Source organism: Subtercola boreus (assembly GCF_003399635.1).
Lineage (GTDB): Bacteria > Actinomycetota > Actinomycetes > Actinomycetales > Microbacteriaceae > Subtercola > Subtercola boreus_B.
Window position 1 is genome coordinate 33,795 of sequence record NZ_NBXB01000002.1, and the last position, 21,203, is coordinate 54,997.

Below are 21,203 nucleotides of genomic sequence, written 5' to 3' on the forward strand. Positions count from 1 at the left end.
CTCGCGGCGGGTCGGTCTGGTCCGTGTGCGCAATTCAGGATGAGCGCGCCGCCGCGTCGGTATGCTCCTCGGCGACCGGCTCTGCCTGAATCAGTGCGCGAGCGGCGCCGAATGGCGCGTGTGGCGGCGATGGTGGGCGCAGCGCAGGGGGCGCCGTCAGTCGATGAGGCCGAGGGCGACGAGGCGGGAGAGCGTCTCGACGCCGGCGGGCGGGCAGCGGTGGGCGTCGGCCGAGCTCACCCAGTGCACCGAATCCACCTCCGAGGATGCCGTCGGCTCGTCGAGCGCCGTCGCGGCGAAGAGTTCCATCGCGACCATCCGCCCTTCCGGTTCGCCGTGTGCCTGCACGGTGACCGTGAACAGGCTCCGGATGCTCGCCCCGTCGAGCTCGACCGCGATCTCCTCGCGGCACTCCCGCACGAGCGCCTCGGCGGCAGTCTCGTCCGCGTCGATCTTGCCCCCGGGAAGGTAGAGCACGTCGCGGCCCCGCGCGGTGACCATGAGGACGCGCCGCCCCCGCAGTAACACCACGGCCGCGACCCGGATGTCCTCCATTCCGTCTGCACCGGCCGAAACGTCACCGTAGAGCGCGCTCGACCCGGCGGCGCGCTCCGCCGCCAGGATCCCGTAGACAGCGGTGTCGCCCCAGCCGCCCTTGAACCACAGGTTCTCGCGGAGCACCGCGTCGCGCGTCATCCCGAGCCGTCTGCACACGGCAGCGGACGCGGTATTGCGCGGGTCGAGGTGTGCCTCGACGCGATGAACGCCGAGGGTCGAGAAGGCCCAGTCGAGCATCCGGCCGGCCGCCTCCGAGGCGTAGCCGCGGCCCTGGAAGTCGGGATGGAACGCCCAGCCGATCTCGGCCTGGCCGTTCGAGACGCTGTGCAGAAACACGGTGATCTCCCCGATCAGCCGCGGGCGGGGCGGGGTGAGCCCTTCGCCGCCGCCGGCCAGCTCGACGCCGACGACCAGCACGTCGCCGTCCGCCTCGAGTGCCGTGGTCTGGAGCCGACGCGCGAGGTGCTCGCGTGTCTCGTCGAGCGTCCGCACCTCCCAGAACATGTACTCGACGACCTCGGGCAGCCGCTGGTACGCGTTGATGTCGTCGGCATCGCTCTCGCGCAGCAGCCGCAGCCTGAGCCGCTCGGTCTCGATCGGCGCAAAGAAACTCATGCTCCCACTCTGCCACCACACCCGCTCCGCCCGGGCCGGCCCGCGCGCTCCTCCCGCCCCGCCCACGTCGGCTGGCGCCCCGCTCCCGCCCGGCTCGTCCCTCTCCGCCTCGGCGCCTCGGCGGCAATCGAGTGGGCAGTTCCGTCCCTGTCTGCCGATTCAAGAGGGACCGAACTGCCCACTCGATCGGGTGTGCAGGGTCCACCGAGCGGCGGCCCCACGGGACGTCAGGACGCGGCGGAGGAGTCCGCGGCGCGGCTCGCGGCGGCACCGGCGGAGGGGCCGCCGACGGCGGGACGCGCGGCGGCACCGAGGTGCGCGATCGGCGCGACAGCCGGGGCCGGCTTCACGCCGAACAGCGACTGCAGAGCGGCGACAAACGACTCACCCTCTCCTGCACGGGCGAGCTCGCGGGCGCGCACCGAGGGGGTGTGCAGCAGCACGCCGACGAGGTGGCGGAGGGCCGCCTCGGTCTCGGGCGAACTGTCACCCCGACCCTTGGCGCGGCCGATCTCGGCGTCGAGCACGTCGAAGAAGTGGGAGCGGAGCGCGACGACGGCGGGGGTGACCTCCGCCTCGACGCGGGCTGCGCTGTATTCCGCCGCAGCCTCGTCCACCATCGCGCGGGCACTCGTGGTCGACGCGAACTCGTCGATGGGTGCGTGCAGGCTGATGGTCTCGAGGTCGAGCAGTTCGACGCCGGCGACCGACGAGACGGCAGGATCGACGTTGCGGGGCAGTCCGAGATCGATGACGAGGCGGCGCTCGAGGGCATCCGGAGCGGCCTGGGCGTCAGCGAAGTGGGTGGCTGTGAGCACGGCCACCGGCGACTGGCTCGCGGTGACGATCACGTCGGAGGCGGCGATCGCAGCAACAAGGTCGTCGGCCCAGATCTGGGGGATGCCGTGGCGCGCGGCGAACGGCGCGATTCGGCCCGAAGGGGAGTAGACGGAGAATTCGGTTGCGCCGCGCTCCTGCAGGGCGAGGAGGCTGACGCGGGCGTACTTGCCGGTTCCGACCAGCAGGATGCGTGTTCCCGACCAGTCCGTGACGCGGCTCTCGGCGAGGTCGAGCGCGAGACGCACCAGCGATCGACCGGCACCGCCGACCCCGGTCTTCGTCTTGACGTCGCGCGAGGTGTGAGATGCCCGCTGGAACAGTCTCTCGAGCGCCGAGGATGTGGTGCCCTCCACCCGCGCGGTCTGGAGGGCGCGCTTGACCTGGCCGGCGATCTCGTCTTCGCCGACGACGACCGACTCGAGGCCGCTCGACACCGAGAAGAGGTGCTCGGCCACGGCATCGCCCGACAGCACGCTCACGGCCTCGAACACATCGGCAGGGTCGACGTCGGATGCGCGGCTCACGGCCTCGATCACCTCACGTGCGGCGAGTGCGCTCCCGGCGGTCAGCGGCTCATCGACGTCGAGGTAGGCCTCGAAGCGATTGCACGTCGCGAGAACGACGGCGCCCTGGATGAAGTTGCTGTCATCGACCAGCGAGGGGGCCACGGACGGTGCGCCGATGGAGAGCTTCTCCAGGAGGGTGAAGCTCGCATTCCGATGACTCGCAGTCAGGCAGATGAGCACCAAACCATCGTAATCGAGATTGCCGGCGAACTACGACGTCTTGTAGAACTCACACCTGGGTGAAGCACGGCGCAAGGCACCGAACACCTGCCCCACCGAAAAGCTGTGCAGAACTCCGTCAAAAGGCCCATTGGGGAAAACAGGAGCAAACCCTGAGACACTGGCGTACGTGAGTCTTCCCACGATTGAGGCCGATGTGCAGGTGCTGCCGGCCGACCATCCGCTGCAGAGCGGCCGAACATCCACCAGCCCCCTCGTCACCACCTACCAGGGCACCCGCGGCGCGGTCACCCCGATCTGGATGATGCGGCAGGCGGGCCGATCCCTTCCCGAATACCGGGCGCTGAGGGTCGGCACGGACATGCTCGACGCCTGCCTCGACCCGGCAATGGCGAGCGAGATCACCCTGCAGCCCGTGCGCCGCCACGGAGTCGACGCCGGCATCTTCTTCAGTGACATCGTCGTGCCCATCAAGCTGGCGGGCGTCGACGTGTCGATCGTCGCCGGCAAGGGCCCGGTTCTGCCGCACCCGGTGCGCACGGCAGCGGATGTCGCGGCCCTCCCCGACCTCGACGAAGCAGCTCTGGCACCGATCTCTGAGGCGGTGGCACTCACCGTCGCCGCGCTCGGGGACACCCCCCTCCTCGGATTCGCCGGCGCCCCGTTCACACTCGCTGCCTACCTCGTCGAGGGCGGCCCGTCGAAGGACCACATCGCCGCCCGCACGATGATGCACTCCGACCCGGAGACCTGGCAGGGCCTCATGCGCTGGACGGCCACCATCACCGGCGCCTTCCTCCGCGCCCAGCTCATGGCCGGCGCCAGTGCGGCCCAGCTCTTCGACTCCTGGGCCGGCGCCCTCTCGCTCGCCGACTACACCGCCAAGGTCGCCCCCGCCTCGGCCCTCGCGCTCTCGCGGGTGCACGGCCTCCAGTACACGGCTCCGGATGCTCGGACCCGCACCGTTCCGATCGTGCACTTCGGCGTCGGAACCGGCGAGCTGCTCGGTGCGATGCATGACGTCGGTGCCGACGTCATGGGCGTCGACTACCGGATCCCGCTCGATGAGGCCTCGCGCCGGCTCGGCGGAACCGTGCCGCTGCAGGGCAACATCGACCCGGCGTTCCTCGCAGCTCCCTGGCCGGTGCTCGAGGCGCACGTGCTCGACGTGCTCGACCGGGGACGGGCTGCGCCGTCGCACGTGCTGAACCTCGGCCACGGGGTTCCGCCCGACACGGATCCGACCGTCATCACGCGTGTGGTGTCGTTCGTGCACGAGGTCGCGGGGGATGCCGTGGCCGCCGAGACCAAAACCTCCTGAGCGCCGTGCCCGTCGGCCAGAGCGTGGTCATCGTCGGTGCGGGAGTCGCCGGCCTCGTCGCAGCGCGCACACTCGCCCGAAAAGGGTTCCGTGTTACCGTTCTGGAGTCCTCCGCGACGCCCGGTGGCTGTGTCGCGACCCACGAGGTGGCGGGTGTCCGGCTCGACGCGGGAGCCGAGAGCTTCGCCACGCGGGGCGGCACCGTGGCGGCGTACCTGGCCGAACTCGGGCTCGGCGGCCAGATCGTGGTGCCGAACCCGAAAGGCGCCTGGGTGCAGCTCGAGGGCGACGCGGCTCCCCTCCCGAGGAACACGGTGCTGGGCATCCCGGGCGTTCCCCTCGCGGATGACGTGCGTCGCATCATCGGCTGGTCGGGGGTGCTTCGCGCCCAGCTCGACCGCTACATCCCGCTCGTGCGCGTCGGCAAGTCGACGTCGCTTGGCGACCTCGTGCGGAGGCGGATGGGCCAGAAGGTGCTCGACAGGCTGGTCGCGCCCATCGTCTCAGGAGTGCATTCCGCCCATCCCGACCTCGTCGACGTGGAGGCGGTGGCGCCGGGGCTCCTTGCCGCGATGGGTGTGCAGGGCTCGCTGTCGGGTGCGGTGATGTCGCTGATCGCCCGCCGCGGCAGGCCTGCCACGGGGGGCCGCCCCGATGTCGTCGGCGGGCCCGGTGCTAGGTCGGGGTCGGCCGTCGGCGGAATCGACGGGGGCATGTTCCGCCTGGTCGAGGCGCTCGTCGACGACTGCGAGCGGTTCGGCGTCGACCTGCGTCTCGGGGTCGGGGTGCGGGAGGTGCGACGCGTCGATATGTCGCATGCGGCCGCCGCCCCGGCGCCGACCGCTGAGGCCGCACCCGCTGACGCTGCAGCCGACCCGTCGAGAGGACCCGAAGTGCGGGAAAGCGACGCTACAACCGCAGATGGCGTCCTCTCGATTGCCGATCGGGGCGCGGCGAGCGCGGACGAGAAGCCGGCCGAATGGATGACCGTGCTCGACGACGGCTCGGTGCTGGGGTCGAACGGGGTGGTCGTCGCGGCCGGTTTCCGGGCGGCGCTCACGCTCCTCCACGGGATCGACGGGCTGCGCGAGCAGACCTCGGCCCGGGAGTGGCCCGGTTCGTCGGCCGTCACCCTCGCGACCCTCGTGCTCGACGCCCCCGAACTCGACGAGGCACCACGCGGCACCGGTGTGCTCGTGGCCGAGGATGTCACGAGCGTCGGCGCGAAGGCGCTGACGCACGCGACCGCGAAGTGGGGGTGGCTCGCGGCCGCCGCCGGCGAGGGCCGGCACGTCGTGCGCCTCTCCTATGGGCGAGGCGCCCCCACGGTCGCGGACCCCGAGACAGCCGACCCCGAGACAGCCGACCCGGCGACATTCGACCCCGAGACAGCCGACCCTGCAGCAGCTGACCCCGCGACATCCGAATTCCGAACCCAGACCCAAGCCCCCGTCGTCACCCGTTCCGACGCGCTCCGCGACGCCTCCGCGCTCCTCGGCCTGCCGCTCGCCGACAGCCAGGTTCGCGGCTTCGCCCTCGTCGAATGGCGCGACTCGCTCGCCTTTGCGACGGGCGGGCACCGCGCGCGAGTCGATGCGCTGGTCGAAGCCGTGCACGAGCATCCGGGGCTCGAGGTCGTCGGAGCCTGGATTTCGGGCACGGGCCTCGCCTACGTCATCGACGGAGCGAAGGTCAAGGCCTCCGAGCTTGCTGCAAGTCTCCTCAGTTCATAGGGCTACGATTTACCAACAGGCAATTCACGACTGATCGGAGTAATCATGCGCGGAAAGCTGCTTTTCGTGGTCGGCATCGGTGCAGGCTATGTACTGGGTTCCCGGGCAGGCCGCCAGCGGTACGAGCAGATCAAGGCCGGCGCAGACAAAGTCTGGCAGTCGCAGCCGGTGCAGGCAGGCGTCAGCCAGGTGCAGGGCTTCGCGAACCAGCGACTGGACGCCGCTTCGGGCAAGATCGCCGACGGCGTGCGCAAGGGTCTCGGTGCGGTCCTGCGTCTCGACAAGTCCGGCGCAAGTGCGCAGAAGAACTCCGCCCGAACCACCCCCGGTGCCCGTTCGGGCGCTTCGGGAACGGGCACCGGATCGGGTACTGTCGTTCCTCCGCTGACCGGTTTCGTCGAGTAGTCGGAGAACACTGTGGCTGATCCTGACGCGACCTACACGAACCCTCGCAACCCGAAGACGAGGCAGTCGCTCGCCGAACTGGTGACGGCGCTCCCGGGTCTTCTCATCGCGCTCGTCAAAGACGAGCTCACGCTGCTGAAGTCCGAGGTCGTCAGCCGTGTCTCGAAGCTCGGTATCGGTGCCGGTCTCATCGCAGCGGCGCTCTTCCTGCTGTTCTTCGTCTTCGCGGTGCTCGTCGCGGCCGCGGTGCTCGGTATCGCGACCGCCCTGCCGGCCTGGCTGTCGGCGCTCATCGTGGCCGGTGCGCTGCTCGTGGTCGCGATCATCCTGATCCTGGTCGGCATCGCCCAGATCAAGAAGGGTGTGCCGCCGGTTCCCGAGGATTCGATCACCAGCCTCAAGAAAGACGTCAACGCCGTGAAGGGACTGGGTGAGACCCATGAGTGACAAGAAGGGACTGAGTGCGGGTGCCCGAACGGGCGCGGCGTCCAAGTCCGCAGCAGCGAGCCTGAAGAAGAACCAGCCGCCGAAGCCGGACAAGCCCGAAGACACCCGTTCGCACGAGCAGATCAAGAGCGACGTCGCCAAGAACCGCGACAACCTCGCGCAGACCCTGGACGCGATCGAGTTCAAACTGAACATCCCGAAGCGCGCCAAGTACGAGACGGCGCAGCTCAAGGCGAAGTTCGAGACCCTCCGTGAGGAGAACCCGGCGGCCCTGGTCGCCGGCATCGCGGGTGTCGCGGCGCTCCTCGGCACCGGCATCTTCCTCGGCGTGCGCTCGGCCACGCGGCGCTGACCCACACCACCACAGCGCCGGGCAACACCAGCAGAGCGCCAGACCACATCGCCACAGCGGGGGGTTCCCACACGACCGGGCGCGGGGGGCGACCGCTTCAGAGAGTAGACAATGACAGACCCAGCCCCCACGACCATCGCTTCGACATCCGAGCCGATGGGCGAACTCGTCACCGCGTACACGCTCTGGGCGGTGTTCCGTCGAAACCCCGCCGCCCCCTTCGAGATCGACGGCTACGACGTTCCTTCCGTTGTCAGTGAACTGGATGACGCCGTGCTGAGCGTCGAGGGCGAAGACGTCACCGTGCGCGGCTTCTACGACGTCTCGGGGCTCCGCGCCGACGCCGACCTCATGGTCTGGATCCACGGCGAGACGCCCGAGACCCTGCAGTGGGCCCTTCGTCAGCTCCGCCGCACGACGCTTTTGAAGAGCCTCCTCCCGGTGTGGAACGCCCTTGGCGTGCACCGCGACGCGGAGTTCAACAAGCGCCACATGCCGTCGTTCATGCTGGGAAAGCCGCCGCAGGGCTGGGTGACGGTGTACCCGTTCGTGCGTTCGTACGAGTGGTACCTGCTGCCCGAGGAGGAGCGGAGCGCCATGCTCCGCGACCACGGCATGAAGGGCGCGGCGTTCCGAACGACGCTGGCCAACACCGTCGCGAGCTTCGCGCTCGGCGACTACGAGTGGATCCTCGCGCTCGAAGACGACGACCTGCTGAACCTGGTCGACATGATGAGAGACCTCAGGCAGACGGAAGCCCGCCGGCACGTCCGCGAAGAGGTTCCGTTCTACACGGGGCGCCGTATCGGCACCGCCGAGATCGTGGAGGTACTCCAGTGAGTGATGAAGCAGCCGCCGACCGTCCCGAACCGGTCGGCTCGGCCACCGACACCGCCCCCGCGGCGGAGCCGAACGCCTTCCCCGAGGGTGTCATCGTGCGCGCGGCGACCTCCGCCGCGGCATCCGGAGCCGAACACATCGAGGAGGCCGTGGCGTATGACGCCATCCTGCTCGCCTCATTCGGCGGGCCAGAGGGCCAGGACGACGTCATCCCCTTTCTCCGGAACGTCACGCGCGGGCGCGGCATCCCCGACGAACGCCTCGAGGAGGTCGCCCATCACTACCGGGCATTCGGCGGAATCAGCCCGATCAACGAGCAGAACCGCGAGCTGAAGGCGGCACTCGAGGCCGAACTCGCACGCCGCGGCATCGATCTGCCCGTGCTCTGGGGCAACCGCAACTGGGCGCCCTACCTGCCCGAGGCCCTCCGCGAGGCGAACGAGCGCGGATTCACGAAGCTCATCGCGATCGGCACCAGCGCCTACAGCTCGTATTCCAGCTGCCGCCAGTACCGCGAGGACTACGCCAAGGCCCTGACCGAGACCGGGCTCGAGGGCACTCTGCAGATCGACAAGATCCGCCAGTTCTTCGACCACCCCGGCTTCGTCGCCCCGTTCATCGACGGCGTCTCCGCTGCCTATGACGAGATCGAGGCGGCCCTGCCCGGTATCGACCTGGGCTCCGAGGTCGAAGTGCTGTTCTCGACGCACTCGATCCCGTCGACGGATGCGGACCGCTCCGGCCCGCCCGAACGCGGTTTCGGCCCGGGGGGCGCCTACCAGGCCCAGCACCTGGCGGTGGCCGAAGTCGTCATGGAGGCGGTCGGCGTCGGCCGGTCATCCATTCCCAACTGGCAGCTCGTGTTCCAGAGCCGCAGCGGCCCGCCCACCCAGCCGTGGCTCGACCCCGACATCAACGACGCGATCGGCGAGCTGCCGGCCCGCGGCATCCGTGCCGTGGTGATCGTGCCGCTCGGTTTCGTGAGCGACCACATGGAAGTGAAGTGGGACCTCGACAAGGAGGCCACCGACACAGCGAACGAGAATGCGTTGTACAGTGTTCGCGTGCCGACGCCGGGAGTACACCAGCAGTACGTCAGCGGCCTCATCGACCTCGTTCTCGAGCGAGTGAACGGTGTGCCGACCGCCGACCGACCTTCCGTCACACCCCTCGGGCCCTGGTACGACGTCTGCCGCTCGGGATGTTGCGAGAACGTCCGGCTCGGCTTCCAACCCGCCCTCGCCGGTTTGGCCCCATGACCCGAAAGCTCAGAATCGCCACTCGCGGCAGCGCGCTCGCCCTGGCCCAGACCGGGATGATCGCAGCCGAACTGACCCGGTTGACCGGCGTCGAGGTCACCATCACGGTGGTGACGACCGAGGGCGACACCTCCCGGGCGTCGCTTGCGAGCATCGGCGGCACCGGCGTCTTTGCAAGTGCGCTCCGGGCATCGCTAGACGAAGGCGGCTGCGACCTGGTCGTGCACTCGCTGAAAGACCTGCCGACTGCTGCCTACCCGGGGCTGGTGCTCGGTGCGGTGCCCCTTCGTGAGGATCCCCGCGACGCCCTGTGCTCTCGCGACGGGTTGACTCTGGATGACCTTCCCCAGGGTTCTCGCATCGGCACGGGGTCCCCCCGGCGGGTTGCGCAGCTGCTCAGTCTGAGACCGGATCTCCGCGTGATCGACATTAGAGGTAATGTCGACACCAGGCTGGCAAAGGTGTCGAGCGGGGAATTGGACGCTGTGGTGCTTGCTGCCGCCGGTCTCACTCGTCTGGGGAGACTCGACGCTGTCTCCGAATTCTTTGATCTCTCTGTCTGGCCGACTGCGCCCGGCCAGGGGGCGCTGGCGATCGAAGCGCGCGAGGAGGACAGCATTCCCGAACTGATCGAGATCCAGCACGACGGCACCCGCATCGGCATCGGAGCTGAACGGGCGGTGCTCGCCGCGCTCGAGGCGGGCTGCAGTGCGCCCATCGGCGCATCGTCGACCTTCGTCGGTGACACGCTCACGCTGAGTGCCGTCGTGTACAGTGCCGACGGATCGGCTGAGCTCGGCAGCACCCGGTCGGTGACGCTGGAATCTCCCGGCGACCTCGCGGCCGCGGAGGCCGCTGCGATTGCTCTCGGCTCCGCGATCGCCGCGCAACTCCTGTCGGATGGCGCGGGCGAACTCGCAGAACTCGGGGCGGGCATCCGATGACCTCGCACACCGCTTCACCGAAACCTCTTGCGGGCTGGCGCATCCTCGTACCCCGCGGAGGCCCCTGGGGTCATGGCGTCGCGTCAGACCTGAGGGCGGTCGGTGCAACGCCGATCGTCGCCCCGCTCATCAACTTCGCACCCACCGAAGACAGTGCCGCGCTCGAGAGCGCGCTGCAGCGTCTCGCGTCGGGCGCCTTCGACTGGCTCACGGTGACCAGTGCGACGACCGTTGACGTGCTCTCCGCCCACCAGGCACTCGTGCCGACGTCGACGCGCATCGCGGCCGTCGGCGAGACGACGGCCAGTGCGCTGATGTCGGCCGGCTACCGGGTCGACCTGGTGCCGCTCGAAGACAACTCGGCAAAAGGGCTGCTCAGCGAGATGAAACAGTTCGAGGAGGCGGGCGCTTCGCTTCGCATCCTCACCCTCCGGAGCGAGATCGCCAAGCCGGTGCTGAGCCTGGGGCTCGCCCAACGCGGGCACTCCGTGGAGTCGGTTGTCGCCTACCGGACCATCGGCGTGCCGGTCGACCCGAACATCCGTGAAGAGGTGATCGCTGGGTTCATCCGGGCGATCCTCGTCACGTCGGGGAGTGTCGCCGAGCAGGTGCAGCTGCAGCTGGGGCCGATTCCGGAGACCACCATCGTCGCCTGCATCGGCCCGGTCACGGCGCAGGATGCCCGCAGCTACGGCCTCCGTGTCGACCTTGTCGCCGCGGAACGATCGGCGGAGTCGCTCATCGAGACCCTGATCGAGGCCGCAGGCGCGCTGCACTGACGCTCGGCACGGGCCGCCTGACTCCGAGCACCTCGGACACGGATGCGGACATCCTCGGCAGATAATGCGGAGGATTCCCGAATCCGTGTCGGTTCCGGCGCGCTCCCGCCGGCTGGTTCAGCGTCAGGCGGTGGGCTTCGGCGCCTGGAGTTCCAGCGCGATGATGCCGGGGTCACGGAATTCGAGGATGAACCCCGACCCGATGTCCTTCACGCCACCGCGCGGACGGCGCCCGCCCAGCCGCGGAGCGTAGGGTTGATGCATGACTTCCCACAGGAACGGCGCGCCTGCCGATCTGACTGTTCGACCGCGCCGTCTCCGCGCAACGCCAGCGATGCGCCGCCTCGTCTCCGAGACGCGGCTGCACCCCGCAGACCTGATCCTGCCCCTGTTCGTGCGGGAGGGAACCGAGACCCTGCCCATCAGCTCGATGCCGGGCATCACGCAGCACACCACCGAGAGCGTGCGTGCCGTCGTCAACGAAGCGGCCGACCTGGGGCTCGGCGGGGTGATGCTCTTCGGTGTACCCGACACAAAAGACGCGATCGGGTCGGGGGCGACAGACCCCGACGGCATCCTGAACCTGGCCACGCGGGTCGTGGCCGCGGAGGTCGGCGACGCTCTCGTGGTGCAGACCGACCTCTGCCTCGACGAGTTCACCGACCACGGTCACTGTGGTGTGCTCGATTCGGAGGGGCGGGTGGACAACGACGCGACCCTGCTGCGCTACCGCGACATGGCGGTCGCCCAGGCCGAGAGCGGCTCTGAGCTGGTCGGGCTGTCGGGCATGATGGATGGCCAGGTTGCCGCTGTGCGTGACGAACTCGATGCGCGGGGCTTCCAGGACACCGCGATCCTGGCCTACTCGGCAAAGTACGCGTCGGCGTTCTACGGACCGTTCCGCGAGGCGGTCGGTTCGACGCTGAAGGGTGACCGCAAGACCTACCAGCAGGATCCGGCGAACCGTCGTGAGGGCATGCGGGAGACGCTTCTCGACCTCGAGCAGGGTGCCGACATCGTGATGGTCAAACCTGCGATGAGCTACCTCGACGTGCTCGCCGATGTAGCGGCTGTGTCACCCGTGCCGGTCTGGGCCTATCAGGTGTCAGGGGAGTACGCGATGATCGAAGCCGCTGCCGCCAACGGCTGGATCGACCGTGAACGGGCCGTCTTCGAGTCGGTGACAGGCATCCGCCGGGCCGGAGCAGACGCTGTGCTGAGCTACTTCGCGCCCGAGATCGCCCGCATCCTGCGCGAGCAGTGAACATATACCTCCACAGCTTTTGAAAGGCCATCTCGTGTCTGAATCCGACGTTCTCTTCGCCCGTGCGAGCGTTTCCATCCCGGGCGGGGTCAACTCGCCGGTGCGCGCCTTCGGTTCGGTCGGCGGAACCCCTCGGTTCCTCGTCTCGGCCAAAGGCCCGCACGTCACGGATGCCGACGGGGTGGAATATGTCGACCTCGTCAACTCCTGGGGTCCGGCCATCCTCGGCCACGCCCATCCCGAGGTCGTGCAGGCGGTTCAGGATGCCGCGGCCAGGGGCCTCTCGTTCGGGGCATCGACCCCGGGTGAGACCGAGCTCGCGGAGGCCATCAGGGCGCGGGTCTCTGCTGCGAGCCTGTCGCCGGTCGAGAAGGTGAGGCTGGTGTCGACGGGAACAGAGGCCACGATGACGGCCATCCGCCTGGCGCGCGGGTTCACCGGCCGCGACCTGCTCGTCAAGTTCGCCGGCCACTACCACGGTCACTCCGACTCGCTCCTCGCCGAGGCCGGTTCGGGGCTCGCAACCCTCGCGCTGCCCGCATCGGCCGGAGTGACGGCCGCGAACGCTGTCCAGACCCTGGTACTGCCCTACAACGACCTCGACGCGGTGCGGGAGGTCTTCGCTGCCCACGAGGGTCGCATCGCCGCCGTCATCACCGAGGCCGCCGCCGCGAACATGGGTGTCGTCGCCCCCGATCCCGGCTTCAACGCCGCACTCGCCGACATCGTGCATGAGAACGGCGCCCTCCTCATCGTCGATGAGGTGCTCACCGGTTTCCGCGTGGGTCCCGCCGGATGGTGGGGGCTGGAAGTCGCCGCCCTGCCCTACCAGCCCGACCTCCTCACCTTCGGCAAGGTCGTCGGCGGGGGCATGCCTCTCGCCGCACTCGGCGGACGAGCCGACGTGATGGACCACCTCGCCCCCCTCGGCCCGGTCTACCAGGCGGGCACGCTCTCCGGCAATCCGGTGGCCGTCGCAGCGGGCCTCGCCACCCTGCGGCTTGCCGATGCAGAGGTCTACCGGGCGCTCGACTCCATCGCAGGCGTGCTCTCGAACGCCGTGTCGGATGCGCTCGCGGCAGAGGGTGTCGCCCACTCGGTGCAACGCGCGGGCAACCTGTTCAGCTTCGCCTTCGGCGACTTCGCCAGCGGCGGGCCGCGAACATATGCGGAAGTGCAGGCTCAGGAATCGTTCCGATACGCGCCGTTCTTCCACGCCATGCTCGACGCGGGGATCTCCCTGCCGCCCTCGGTGTTCGAAGCGTGGTTCGTCTCGGCAGCGCTCGATGAGAACGCAATCGACCGCATCGTCTCGGCACTCCCGGGCGCGGCACGTTCCGCCGCCGAGGTTTCCCCGGCAGACTAGGCGCATGGCAGTTCTGTTCGTGCATCCCGATCGGCTCGAGATCCGGTTGACGCGAGCCGAAAAGCTGATGTCGCTTCGGCGGAGCGACATCGAGGTGCCACTCGACAGCATCCGTTCGGCCGTTCTGACCGAGGATCCGTGGATCTGGGTTCGCGGCATCCGTGCCCCGGGCACCGCAGTGCCACTGACTCTCGCTGTCGGGTCGTGGAAGTTCCACGACGGCAAGGACTTCCTGCTGATCAAGGGCACCCGCACGTCGGTCGTCATCGACATCGACGGGGCCGAGTTCTCGCGTGTCATCGTGACGACGCGGCACTCGCTCACGCTGCTCCGGGCGCTCAGGCTGCCACCGGCCGAGGCCGCCGCGGTGACCGAGATCGCCGCGAACTAGGAATCCGACCCGCATTCCGGCTGGGGTCGACGTCTGTCGTCGTCTGGGGCACCCGTCTCACGGGGCGGAGTCAGTAAGCGGTGGAGTGCTCCGACCAGCACCGATCGCCACGAGGCTCGCACGCACAGTCTGCCACTCCTGCAGGGCCAGTTCCACGACGGGAGTGTCCGGCGGCAGCATGTCGAGGCTCCGCCGGTAGACGGGAAGGGCTTCCTCGTGGCGGCCGAGCGTCACGAGGAGCCGTGCAGTGAACAGGTGCGACCGGCCAGCGGATGCCCGGTCGCACAGTCGTTCGTACAACCGGGCTGCACAGGCGGAGCTGACCAACGCCTCGGCTTCGAGGCCCAGATCGGCGAACGCCCGTGCCCGCGACTCCGCGATCTCTGCGATGAGTGCGTCGATGTCGAAGGCGGTTCGCGCTGCGAGATCGAGGGCGCCGTCGAGCGTGTCGAGACCACTCGCGTCGCCGAACGCGCACTGGGCGATGCCGAGGAGGTGCCGTGCGTCGACCTCGGCGGAGGGATCGTCTGCGAGGAGCCGCGCCTGGTCGAGTGTGTGCTTCAGCACGTCGAGGGCGTCCGGATCGTCGTCGTCGAGCAGCAGCCGCCCGAGGGCCAGGCCGGATCGCACGGCACCCCGGGCATCCCGTGCAGCGGAGGTGAGGCGCAGGGCGAGACTCCACGATGCGTAGGCGGCCTCGTCGTCGTCTGCGAGCCGCTGGGCGTGCCCCAGCCAGAAGAGGATCTCTGCGTGCCCGACGGTGGTTGGCGATGATTCTGCGTCGCCCGGAACGGTGTCGCCCGGCGCCCCGCCGACGTCGGTCGGCGATTGGTCGTACAGGCGGAGGAGCTCCGCCGTCGCCTCCGCACCCCGCTCGGCGGAGACCAGGGCCCGGGCGAGCCTCAGCCGCAGCATCCGCAGATCCGGGTGCTCGTCGAGCTGCTCGGGGAACGGATGACCGGCCATGGCCCGTCCCGCGGAGTTCTGAGCCTCCGTCACGGCCATTCGCCACGCCTCGACCACACCTGCTCGAATGCCGAGTTCCTCGAGCAGCGAGGCAAGTGTTGCGCAGGCATCGACTACACCCTTGCTGTAGCGGAGTTCCAGGTGAAGTGAGAGTGCCCGATCCGCATCGTCGAGCGCCACACGGAGATCCGCGGACTGTTGGAGCACCCGCGCCCGCATCAGGAGCGCCCTCGCTCGCATCGCCCGGTCGAGGTCGTGACGCAGCAGCCGGTCGAGCGTCGCTCTCGCCCAGGCGGGCTGCCCGGCGTTCAGCTGGGCGTGTGCGAGCAGGGCCAGAGGGCGTTGCACGATGGTGCTGTCGGGATCGTGGCCGCACAGGGCGACAGCGGCGAGCAGATAGCCGATCGCCTCCTCGGATCTCCCTTCCCTGAGACGCAGCTCACCGAGGGCGTTCAGCACGCCCAGCTCGGCATCCGCGTCGAATTCGCCGTCGCGTAGAAGGGTGAGCGCGCGCTCGAGATCTCCGCTGCGGCGCTGGGGAGGCACGCCGAACACCAGGAGCCCGAGTTCGAGTTCCACGTCGGCGAGATCCTGTCGGCCGTCGGCGACCAGCAGTTCGACGCGGGAGGCGGCGAGTCTCTCGGCGAGAGTGAGGTCGCCCTGCTCGATGGCGAGCCGGATCTCGAGGTCGAGGAGCGCACATCTCGTGCCCGAGACGGAATCGCCGACGCTGATCGGCCGGGAGCCGCCGGTTGCGCCGGCGGTGCCGATTGCGCCAGCGATGCCGATCTCCGTGCCGGGGTCGGAAGCACCGCCCGCAGAGCCCCGGCCGATCATCGCGCCGGGCCGGGCGGCGCCCGTGACGAGGTCGTCGAAGGCCGGGTGCTGCGAGCCATCCACCGCTGGGTGCCCCCGATCGAGGGTTCGAGGGCTGCCACGCTGCGATCTCCGCCGCGCACGCGCAGGGCCTCGAAGATCAGTCACGGCCGGGAGACTGCGCTCCGCCTCTTCGCGGTCGAGCAGGTCATGGGCCTGTCGGAGTGCGATCTGGGCCCCGACCGGATCCTCGACGCTCGCCCGTTCCTTCGCGACCTGCAGCCAGTCCGCCCCCGTCAGGGTGCTGCGATCCTCACCCCACCAGGGTGTCGTCGCGAGGTCGAGGCCCGCGGTGCTCCCCGTCGGCTGTGACGGCGATGGCAACGGTGCAGTCTCGCCGCCCCCATCCTGTCGCGCCAGAGTTTCGCAGCGGATGTCGCTCCGTGCCTCGGCGCGCGCCAACAGATCATCGAAGGAGCGGTTGCCGTTCCTCGTGTCGAAGGCGGCGGCTCGCTGCCCGGCAGCTCTCCAGCAGGCATCCCCCAGCGCCTCTGCCGTGACCGGGGTGACGAGCTGCCCCAGCACGTCGACGAGCGCCGGATGCTCCGCCGCAGCGATCCGTCGGTCGGCGCCCGTCGTGCCGGGGCCTGATGCGGCGGAACCTGGTGCGACGGTGCCGGTCGCCGCCTCGCAGATGGCGTCGAGGAGTTCACCGATCACCAGCAGCGCATCAAAGGAGGAGCGCTCGTCGAGCGGATCTGCGGCGAGCCAGTGCAGGTGCCGTTCCGCGAGGAGGAGCCCTCGCTCGAGACTGCCGCTCTCGAGCAGGAACCGGAGGTGGAACACGAGGGTACTCAGCTGACCAGGTTCGTCCCGCAGCATTTCGTAGCCGCGCAGATGCTCGAGGTACGCGTCGGAGAGCTGGCCGCGCGCGAGCAGGGGCAACAGTGACTCGCCGATCCGCCGCGCAGGGGAGAACGCTCCACGCACCCGGAGGAGGGGGTGCTCGGCAGGGTGACCCGCGTCGACTCCGCCGTCGGCGCCGCTTCCGCCGCCGGCCGTCCCGCCGGCAGTCGCCGAGGTGGCTCCCGGGTGGTCTGCACCGCGGGAGGTCGCTGTCGTGTTGTGACCCCGAAGGAGCCGCATCAATCGTGCCCGCTGCTCGCTCGCCTGCCGCTCCCGGCCGCAGCTGTCGAACGCCTCCGCCCTCGCCGCGGTGAGCAGGATGTCTCCCTCCCTCTGTGACTGCTCGGTGTGCGGCATCCGCTCGACGCGTTCGATGAGGAGCTCCCGGAGCTCATCGAGTGACTCGTCGATGGTCTCGAGGGAGTGAACAGTGCTGGAAGCGAGCGCCGGCGGCACAGCCGCAAACTCGACGCCCAGGTCGACGGTCATCCCGGTTTCGATCGTGGATGCCCCAGCACTTCCGGGCGCGGCCGGGAACCGGTCCGAGTCTTCGAGATGCCTGTCGAGACACCACTCCATGTGCGCGAGGAGGTCTCGGGTGTTGCCTGTCCGGGCGGATGACGCGACGATCCGGAGTCGAGCGCTGTAGAGCAGGGACTCGTCGTCGGACAGTCCCGCGACGCGCGTCGCCTCGTCGAACAGCGCGCGCTGAAGGGCGCCTCCGGGAAGGCGATCACCTTCGCGGAGGAGTCGCTCCGCGTGCTTTTCGTACTGCATGGAAGGGGGTGTCTCACCCGGCTTTCGTACTCAGGATGGTCGGGCAGATGAGTGTAGCCAATGCCGTGGCGTGGATCTCAGTAGGGGAGTCGGCCGAGGGACTGGCCCGAGTTCCAGCGGGTGCTGGGAGGCACGGTCGGTTCGGCACCGCCGGGTCGGGCGCCGAAATCGCCGGGTCGGGAGCCCACGGATGGGACAGGGCTCGGTGAAGAGACGGCAGGCACCGTCTCCCGTTCGTCGCGAGGTTCGGGTGCGGGCACGGCGTCTCGACGCCGGCTCCGTTGCGGCTTCGGCGGCGCGCTGGTGCGGCCCGGCATGCCCTGCCTCTGGCGCGCGGGCCGGCGTGGTGTGGATGCTCCACCCCGGGCTGCGCGGTCTGCCGGCTCGGCCGGCTCTCGGCTGTTGTCGCTGACGGTGCCATCGCTGCGTGCGGCCGCCACGGCCACAGGCGGGGGCTGTTTGAGTGAGAAGCGAACCCGCGGCTCAGGAACCACCTCGGGCAGCCGGTCCGGCTCGCGTCGCGGTGCGTCTCGGTCGCCGAACGCCAGAGCGGGAGACGGCGACGGGGCAGGAGCGGGAGCCGGGACAGGCGCGGGGGAAACCGCCCGGGCCGGGGTGTCCGGCTCCGTGGTCTCCGGCGCGAAAGATGACCGCCGGAGAGGCTGGGTCGACTTCGACTTCGCGTCCGATTCCGACTCCGCGACACCAGCGTCGAACGGCGCTCGCTCCGAGAGGGTTCCGGCCAGAGCGACGACCCGTTCCACCGGTCCGTTTCCGAGCAGGGCTCTCCAGAGCGTGGCGAGCAGGGCGGCAGAGGCCAGCACGGCGGCAAGCGCCAGTACCGTTCCGAACTCGGCCGACACCCCGGAAGCGCGGGAGGTGAGAAGAGACCAACCGTCGTCGACCGCCCTCGGTGCGAGCAGGAGTGCGGCGAAGAGCGCTGTCGATGTCGTCAGGGCGAGCGAGCCGAGCGCACTGAGGGGGAGCGTGATCCAGCGGAGCGGCCGCACGAGAAGCACGCAGAGGGCCACCAGGGTGAGCGCGACTGCTGCGGCCCCGAGAATGTCGACGGCCCCCGGAATGTCGACGCGCACAGGAGAGACCGCCGTCGTCGGCGCGGAAGGGAAGAGCGAACCGAGGATCTGGTATCCGCGGCTCCCCGGGTCGAAGCCGCGGTCGACGAGAAAGGAGCCTCCCACAGCGAGTGCGAAGCAGACCCCTCCGGCAGCGAGCAGCGCGAAGGGCCGCCACAGGCGACCCTTAATCATCCGGCCGATCGCCAGCCCCGCGAGGAACGGAGCGCACCAGGTGAGCACAGGGAAGGCGCCTGACGCGATCAGCAGAACGGACTCCCGGAGGAGGCCGGACAGGTTCTGGCCGCCGATTCCGTCCTGGCTGGCGGCCCACGCCTGGCTGGCGGCACGCGTCGGACTGGTGGCCCAGAGCATCAGTGCGGAGTTGCAGGCAGGGAGAACGAGGATGCCTGCACCAGCGATCACGAACAGGCTCCGTGCGCGTGGTGTCCGGAGGAAGAGGGAGAGAAAGGTGAGCGCTCCGAGCATCTGCAGCATCACCGCCGGCTGGGTGACGATGCGCTCGGCAGGCGCGCCGTCGACGCCTGCAGCACCGCCCACGATCGCGCCGAGCGCGAAGAGCACACCAGCCCGAACGGCGACACGCAGCGACCCTCCCGGACTCCCTGCCATCAGCCGGGAGGCAGAGACGCCGGCAACCAGCACGAACAGCGCAGTCGTGACGAGCGCGAGCAGCTCACCGATGTGGACAGCCCCGGCATCCAGAGCACGGGCATTCACGGCCCCGGCATCCACAGCACCGGCTGCCGCGTCGCCGCCGTTACCGAGACCTGCGCCGAGACCTGCGCCGAGGGCCGGCACGAGCACGCCGATCACGAGCCCGGCAACGGCCAGGCCACGAGCCGCGTCGACACCGATCATCCGCCCCTCGCCGCCGAACAGGCGCACCGGAGTGCGCCGCAACCAGCCGTCGCCCTCGGAACGTTCAGGGCGTTCAGGGCGCTCCGCGCGTTCCGGGCGCTCCGCGCGTTCAGAACGTTCCGCCCGCGGGCGCACAACGGCCACTCCGACGGAGTAGGCGCCGGTCTCCGGGTTGCGGTGCTCGCGACCCCCCGGGCGCGTTGCGGTGCTCGACATGCGGGTGTCCTTCTTCTCGTGATCTGTCCCACTGCTGAGGCTAGGGGAAACACGAGTCTAATCTGACGTTTACTCAGTTGTCTCTCAGTCGTGGTCGCGGAAGCAGCGGTGCTTTACGGTTGAGGCATGACGCAGATCGAGACGCCGCAGACGGAGAACTCTCCCGCGCCGTTCGTGCCGCGCTCCGCCAGAGCGCTCCCCCTTCCCGAGCGTCGCCGGGCGTCGTTCGAAGTGGTGCTCGACAACGTCTTCTTCTTCCTCGGCGCGGTCGCCGCGGGCTGGCTCGCCTACCTGGTGCTCTCGGAGACCTTCAGCCGGGGGTTCCAGTACGTCTGGTTCCTGCTCGTCTTCTGGTTGTTGCTCGCGTATCTGCTGCTGCCGCGCATCCACAGCATGCTGACTCTCATCTATGTGCCCGACTACTTCATCGGGCGGGCCCGTACGCACGAGGGACTGCTCGGCGATCCGGTCAACCTCGCTCTCTTCGGCGCAGAGGCGCAGCTGCACACCGCGATGCTCGCCGCCGGATGGCACAAAGCCGACGAAGTGGGATTCCGCAGCGCGCTCCGCATCGTGTCGTCGACGATCTTCCGCCGCAGCTACTCCGATGCGCCCGTGAGCCCGCTCTACCTGTTCGGAAACATCCAGGATTTCACCTACCAGCAGGAGGTGGCGGGCAACCCCGCCAAGCGTCACCACGTGCGGTTCTGGAAGACCCCTCCCGGCTGGTTGCTGCCCGGCGGGTACTCGGCGGAGTGGATGGCGGCGGGAACGTATGACCGCAACGTCGGGCTCTCCCTCTTCACCCTGCAGGTGACCCACCGGATCGAGCGCGAGACTGACATCGAGCGCGACCACATCGTGACCACGCTCGAACAGGCGAACCCGCGGGGCGTCTTCACGGTCATCCGCAATTTCTCCACGGGGTACCACGCGGTGAACGGCGGTGGTGATGCGATCACGACAGACGGCGACCTGCCGATCATCGACCTGCGCGCGGTGGAGCCTTCGGCCGAGGGTGCCCAGAGTGCGGCCGAGGTCGATTCGACGGGCATGCCGGCAGATGCCCTGCTGCTCGGCCAGAACGTCATCCAGACGGCGCGCGACTCCGGATCGTCGAACCGCGTGAAGCGGCCGATCTCGATCTACGTGAGCTACCTGCTGATGGTGGTTCGCGGTGCGATCGGCGTGGGTTCGGTGGTGGCGGTGCTCACGACGTGGGCCGACTCCATCAAGACGGTGACGATCGACCTGCCCGTGGGTCCGGACATCGACTCGCGCGACCTCGCGAACATCGTGCTCTGGATCGTGATCGGCAGCGCGATCGTCGCCTACGTGGTCTACCTGTTGCTCGCCCAGCTGGTCTTCGCGGGGTTCAACTGGGCGCGATTCCTGGTGCTCGGAGTGAGCCTGCTGGGCGCCGGAACTGTGGCGATCGACTACTTCACGAACGGTACGGCGATCACGCTCACGACCGGGCTCGTCAACCTCTCGTTCGACATCCTCGTGCTGTTCTCGCTGTCTTCCGCTGACGCCCGGGTCTTCGCGCGCCAGCGTCGCATCCGGCGGAGGGCCGCGCGTGAGGCGCGCCTCGGTGCGGCCGTGGTCGTCGGTCGCGAGGAACTCGCCGCCTGACCGCACCGATTTCTTAAACTGACGATACCTCAGTAGTCTTCCCCTAGGGGAAAGGATCTGAGGGCTTCGGCC

At 69.3% G+C, this 21,203-nt stretch carries 18 protein-coding genes; 13 read left to right on the forward strand and 5 right to left on the reverse strand.

Features of this window, described 5'->3' with window-relative positions:
* Positions 1 to 156 precede the first annotated feature (156 nt).
* Positions 157 to 1,173, reverse strand: a complete 1,017-nt coding sequence (locus B7R22_RS19415) for a GNAT family N-acetyltransferase (RefSeq protein ID WP_216363342.1) — start codon at positions 1,171 to 1,173, stop codon at positions 157 to 159.
* A 227-nt stretch (positions 1,174 to 1,400) separates the two neighbouring features.
* Positions 1,401 to 2,759: a glutamyl-tRNA reductase gene (locus B7R22_RS00635; protein ID WP_116409902.1), complete on the reverse strand. Its 1,359-nt coding sequence runs from the start codon at positions 2,757 to 2,759 to the stop codon at positions 1,401 to 1,403.
* Positions 2,760 to 2,928: 169 nt separating this feature from the next.
* Here B7R22_RS00635 and hemE point away from each other — a divergent pair, with 169 nt between their 5' ends.
* From hemE to B7R22_RS00680, 9 genes are all read left to right on the forward strand, one after another.
* Positions 2,929 to 4,080 (forward strand): uroporphyrinogen decarboxylase, encoded by a 1,152-nt coding sequence (hemE, locus tag B7R22_RS00640; protein WP_437184121.1) that lies wholly within the window; start codon positions 2,929 to 2,931, stop codon positions 4,078 to 4,080.
* Positions 4,081 to 4,085: 5 nt separating this feature from the next.
* A complete protein-coding gene (locus B7R22_RS00645; RefSeq protein WP_172582128.1) occupies positions 4,086 to 5,813 on the forward strand; it encodes a protoporphyrinogen/coproporphyrinogen oxidase in 1,728 nt (575 codons plus the stop codon).
* Between the two features lie 45 nt (positions 5,814 to 5,858).
* Complete coding sequence (locus B7R22_RS19630) at positions 5,859 to 6,218, forward strand: YtxH domain-containing protein (protein WP_253258796.1); 360 nt, start codon at positions 5,859 to 5,861, stop codon at positions 6,216 to 6,218.
* Positions 6,219 to 6,230: 12 nt separating this feature from the next.
* A complete protein-coding gene (locus B7R22_RS00655) occupies positions 6,231 to 6,665 on the forward strand; it encodes a phage holin family protein (RefSeq protein ID WP_116409904.1) in 435 nt (144 codons plus the stop codon).
* Positions 6,658 to 7,017, forward strand: coding sequence for a DUF3618 domain-containing protein (locus B7R22_RS00660; protein ID WP_116409905.1), 360 nt, complete (start codon positions 6,658 to 6,660; stop codon positions 7,015 to 7,017). Before B7R22_RS00655 ends, B7R22_RS00660 begins: the two co-directional genes overlap by 8 nt.
* Before the next feature lie 111 nt (positions 7,018 to 7,128).
* Positions 7,129 to 7,857, forward strand: a complete 729-nt coding sequence (gene hemQ, locus B7R22_RS00665; protein WP_116409906.1) for a hydrogen peroxide-dependent heme synthase — start codon at positions 7,129 to 7,131, stop codon at positions 7,855 to 7,857.
* Positions 7,858 to 7,952: 95 nt separating this feature from the next.
* Complete coding sequence (locus tag B7R22_RS00670) at positions 7,953 to 9,116, forward strand: ferrochelatase (RefSeq protein ID WP_116409922.1); 1,164 nt, start codon at positions 7,953 to 7,955, stop codon at positions 9,114 to 9,116.
* Complete coding sequence (gene hemC, locus B7R22_RS00675; RefSeq protein WP_116409907.1) at positions 9,113 to 10,060, forward strand: hydroxymethylbilane synthase; 948 nt, start codon at positions 9,113 to 9,115, stop codon at positions 10,058 to 10,060. The genes B7R22_RS00670 and hemC overlap by 4 nt, the downstream gene beginning before the upstream one ends.
* Positions 10,057 to 10,839, forward strand: a complete 783-nt coding sequence (locus tag B7R22_RS00680) for a uroporphyrinogen-III synthase (RefSeq protein ID WP_116409908.1) — start codon at positions 10,057 to 10,059, stop codon at positions 10,837 to 10,839. The genes hemC and B7R22_RS00680 overlap by 4 nt, the downstream gene beginning before the upstream one ends.
* Before the next feature lie 123 nt (positions 10,840 to 10,962).
* Here the strand turns inward: B7R22_RS00680 and B7R22_RS18985 are convergent, their stop codons facing one another.
* Entirely contained in the window at positions 10,963 to 11,103 is a 141-nt protein-coding gene (locus B7R22_RS18985) for a hypothetical protein (protein ID WP_172582125.1), read from the reverse strand.
* Between B7R22_RS18985 and hemB the strand changes: the two genes are divergently transcribed.
* From hemB to B7R22_RS00695, 3 genes are read left to right on the forward strand one after another with little or no spacing between them, the layout of a single operon-like run.
* Positions 11,102 to 12,103 (forward strand): porphobilinogen synthase, encoded by a 1,002-nt coding sequence (hemB, locus tag B7R22_RS00685; RefSeq protein ID WP_116409909.1) that lies wholly within the window; start codon positions 11,102 to 11,104, stop codon positions 12,101 to 12,103. The two genes, B7R22_RS18985 and hemB, sit on opposite strands and share 2 nt — an antisense overlap.
* A 34-nt stretch (positions 12,104 to 12,137) precedes the next feature.
* Positions 12,138 to 13,469, forward strand: coding sequence for a glutamate-1-semialdehyde 2,1-aminomutase (gene hemL / locus B7R22_RS00690; RefSeq protein ID WP_116409910.1), 1,332 nt, complete (start codon positions 12,138 to 12,140; stop codon positions 13,467 to 13,469).
* A 4-nt stretch (positions 13,470 to 13,473) separates the two neighbouring features.
* Positions 13,474 to 13,860, forward strand: coding sequence for a hypothetical protein (locus B7R22_RS00695; protein WP_116409911.1), 387 nt, complete (start codon positions 13,474 to 13,476; stop codon positions 13,858 to 13,860).
* Positions 13,861 to 13,917: 57 nt separating this feature from the next.
* On the opposite strand, the gene B7R22_RS00700 is transcribed toward B7R22_RS00695, so the two are convergent.
* Together B7R22_RS00700 and B7R22_RS19420 are read right to left on the reverse strand one after the other, a co-directional pair.
* Positions 13,918 to 17,325, reverse strand: a complete 3,408-nt coding sequence (locus B7R22_RS00700; RefSeq protein WP_116409912.1) for a tetratricopeptide repeat protein — start codon at positions 17,323 to 17,325, stop codon at positions 13,918 to 13,920.
* A 77-nt stretch (positions 17,326 to 17,402) separates the two neighbouring features.
* On the reverse strand, positions 17,403 to 19,496 hold the full coding sequence (locus tag B7R22_RS19420; RefSeq protein WP_116409913.1) for a hypothetical protein: 2,094 nt from the start codon (positions 19,494 to 19,496) through the stop codon (positions 17,403 to 17,405).
* A 126-nt stretch (positions 19,497 to 19,622) separates the two neighbouring features.
* Here B7R22_RS19420 and B7R22_RS00710 point away from each other — a divergent pair, with 126 nt between their 5' ends.
* Positions 19,623 to 21,131 carry an LssY C-terminal domain-containing protein gene (locus tag B7R22_RS00710; protein ID WP_116409914.1) on the forward strand — a complete coding sequence of 503 codons (1,509 nt, stop codon included), beginning with the start codon at positions 19,623 to 19,625 and terminating at the stop codon, positions 21,129 to 21,131.
* The last annotated feature ends 72 nt before the right edge of the window (positions 21,132 to 21,203 follow it).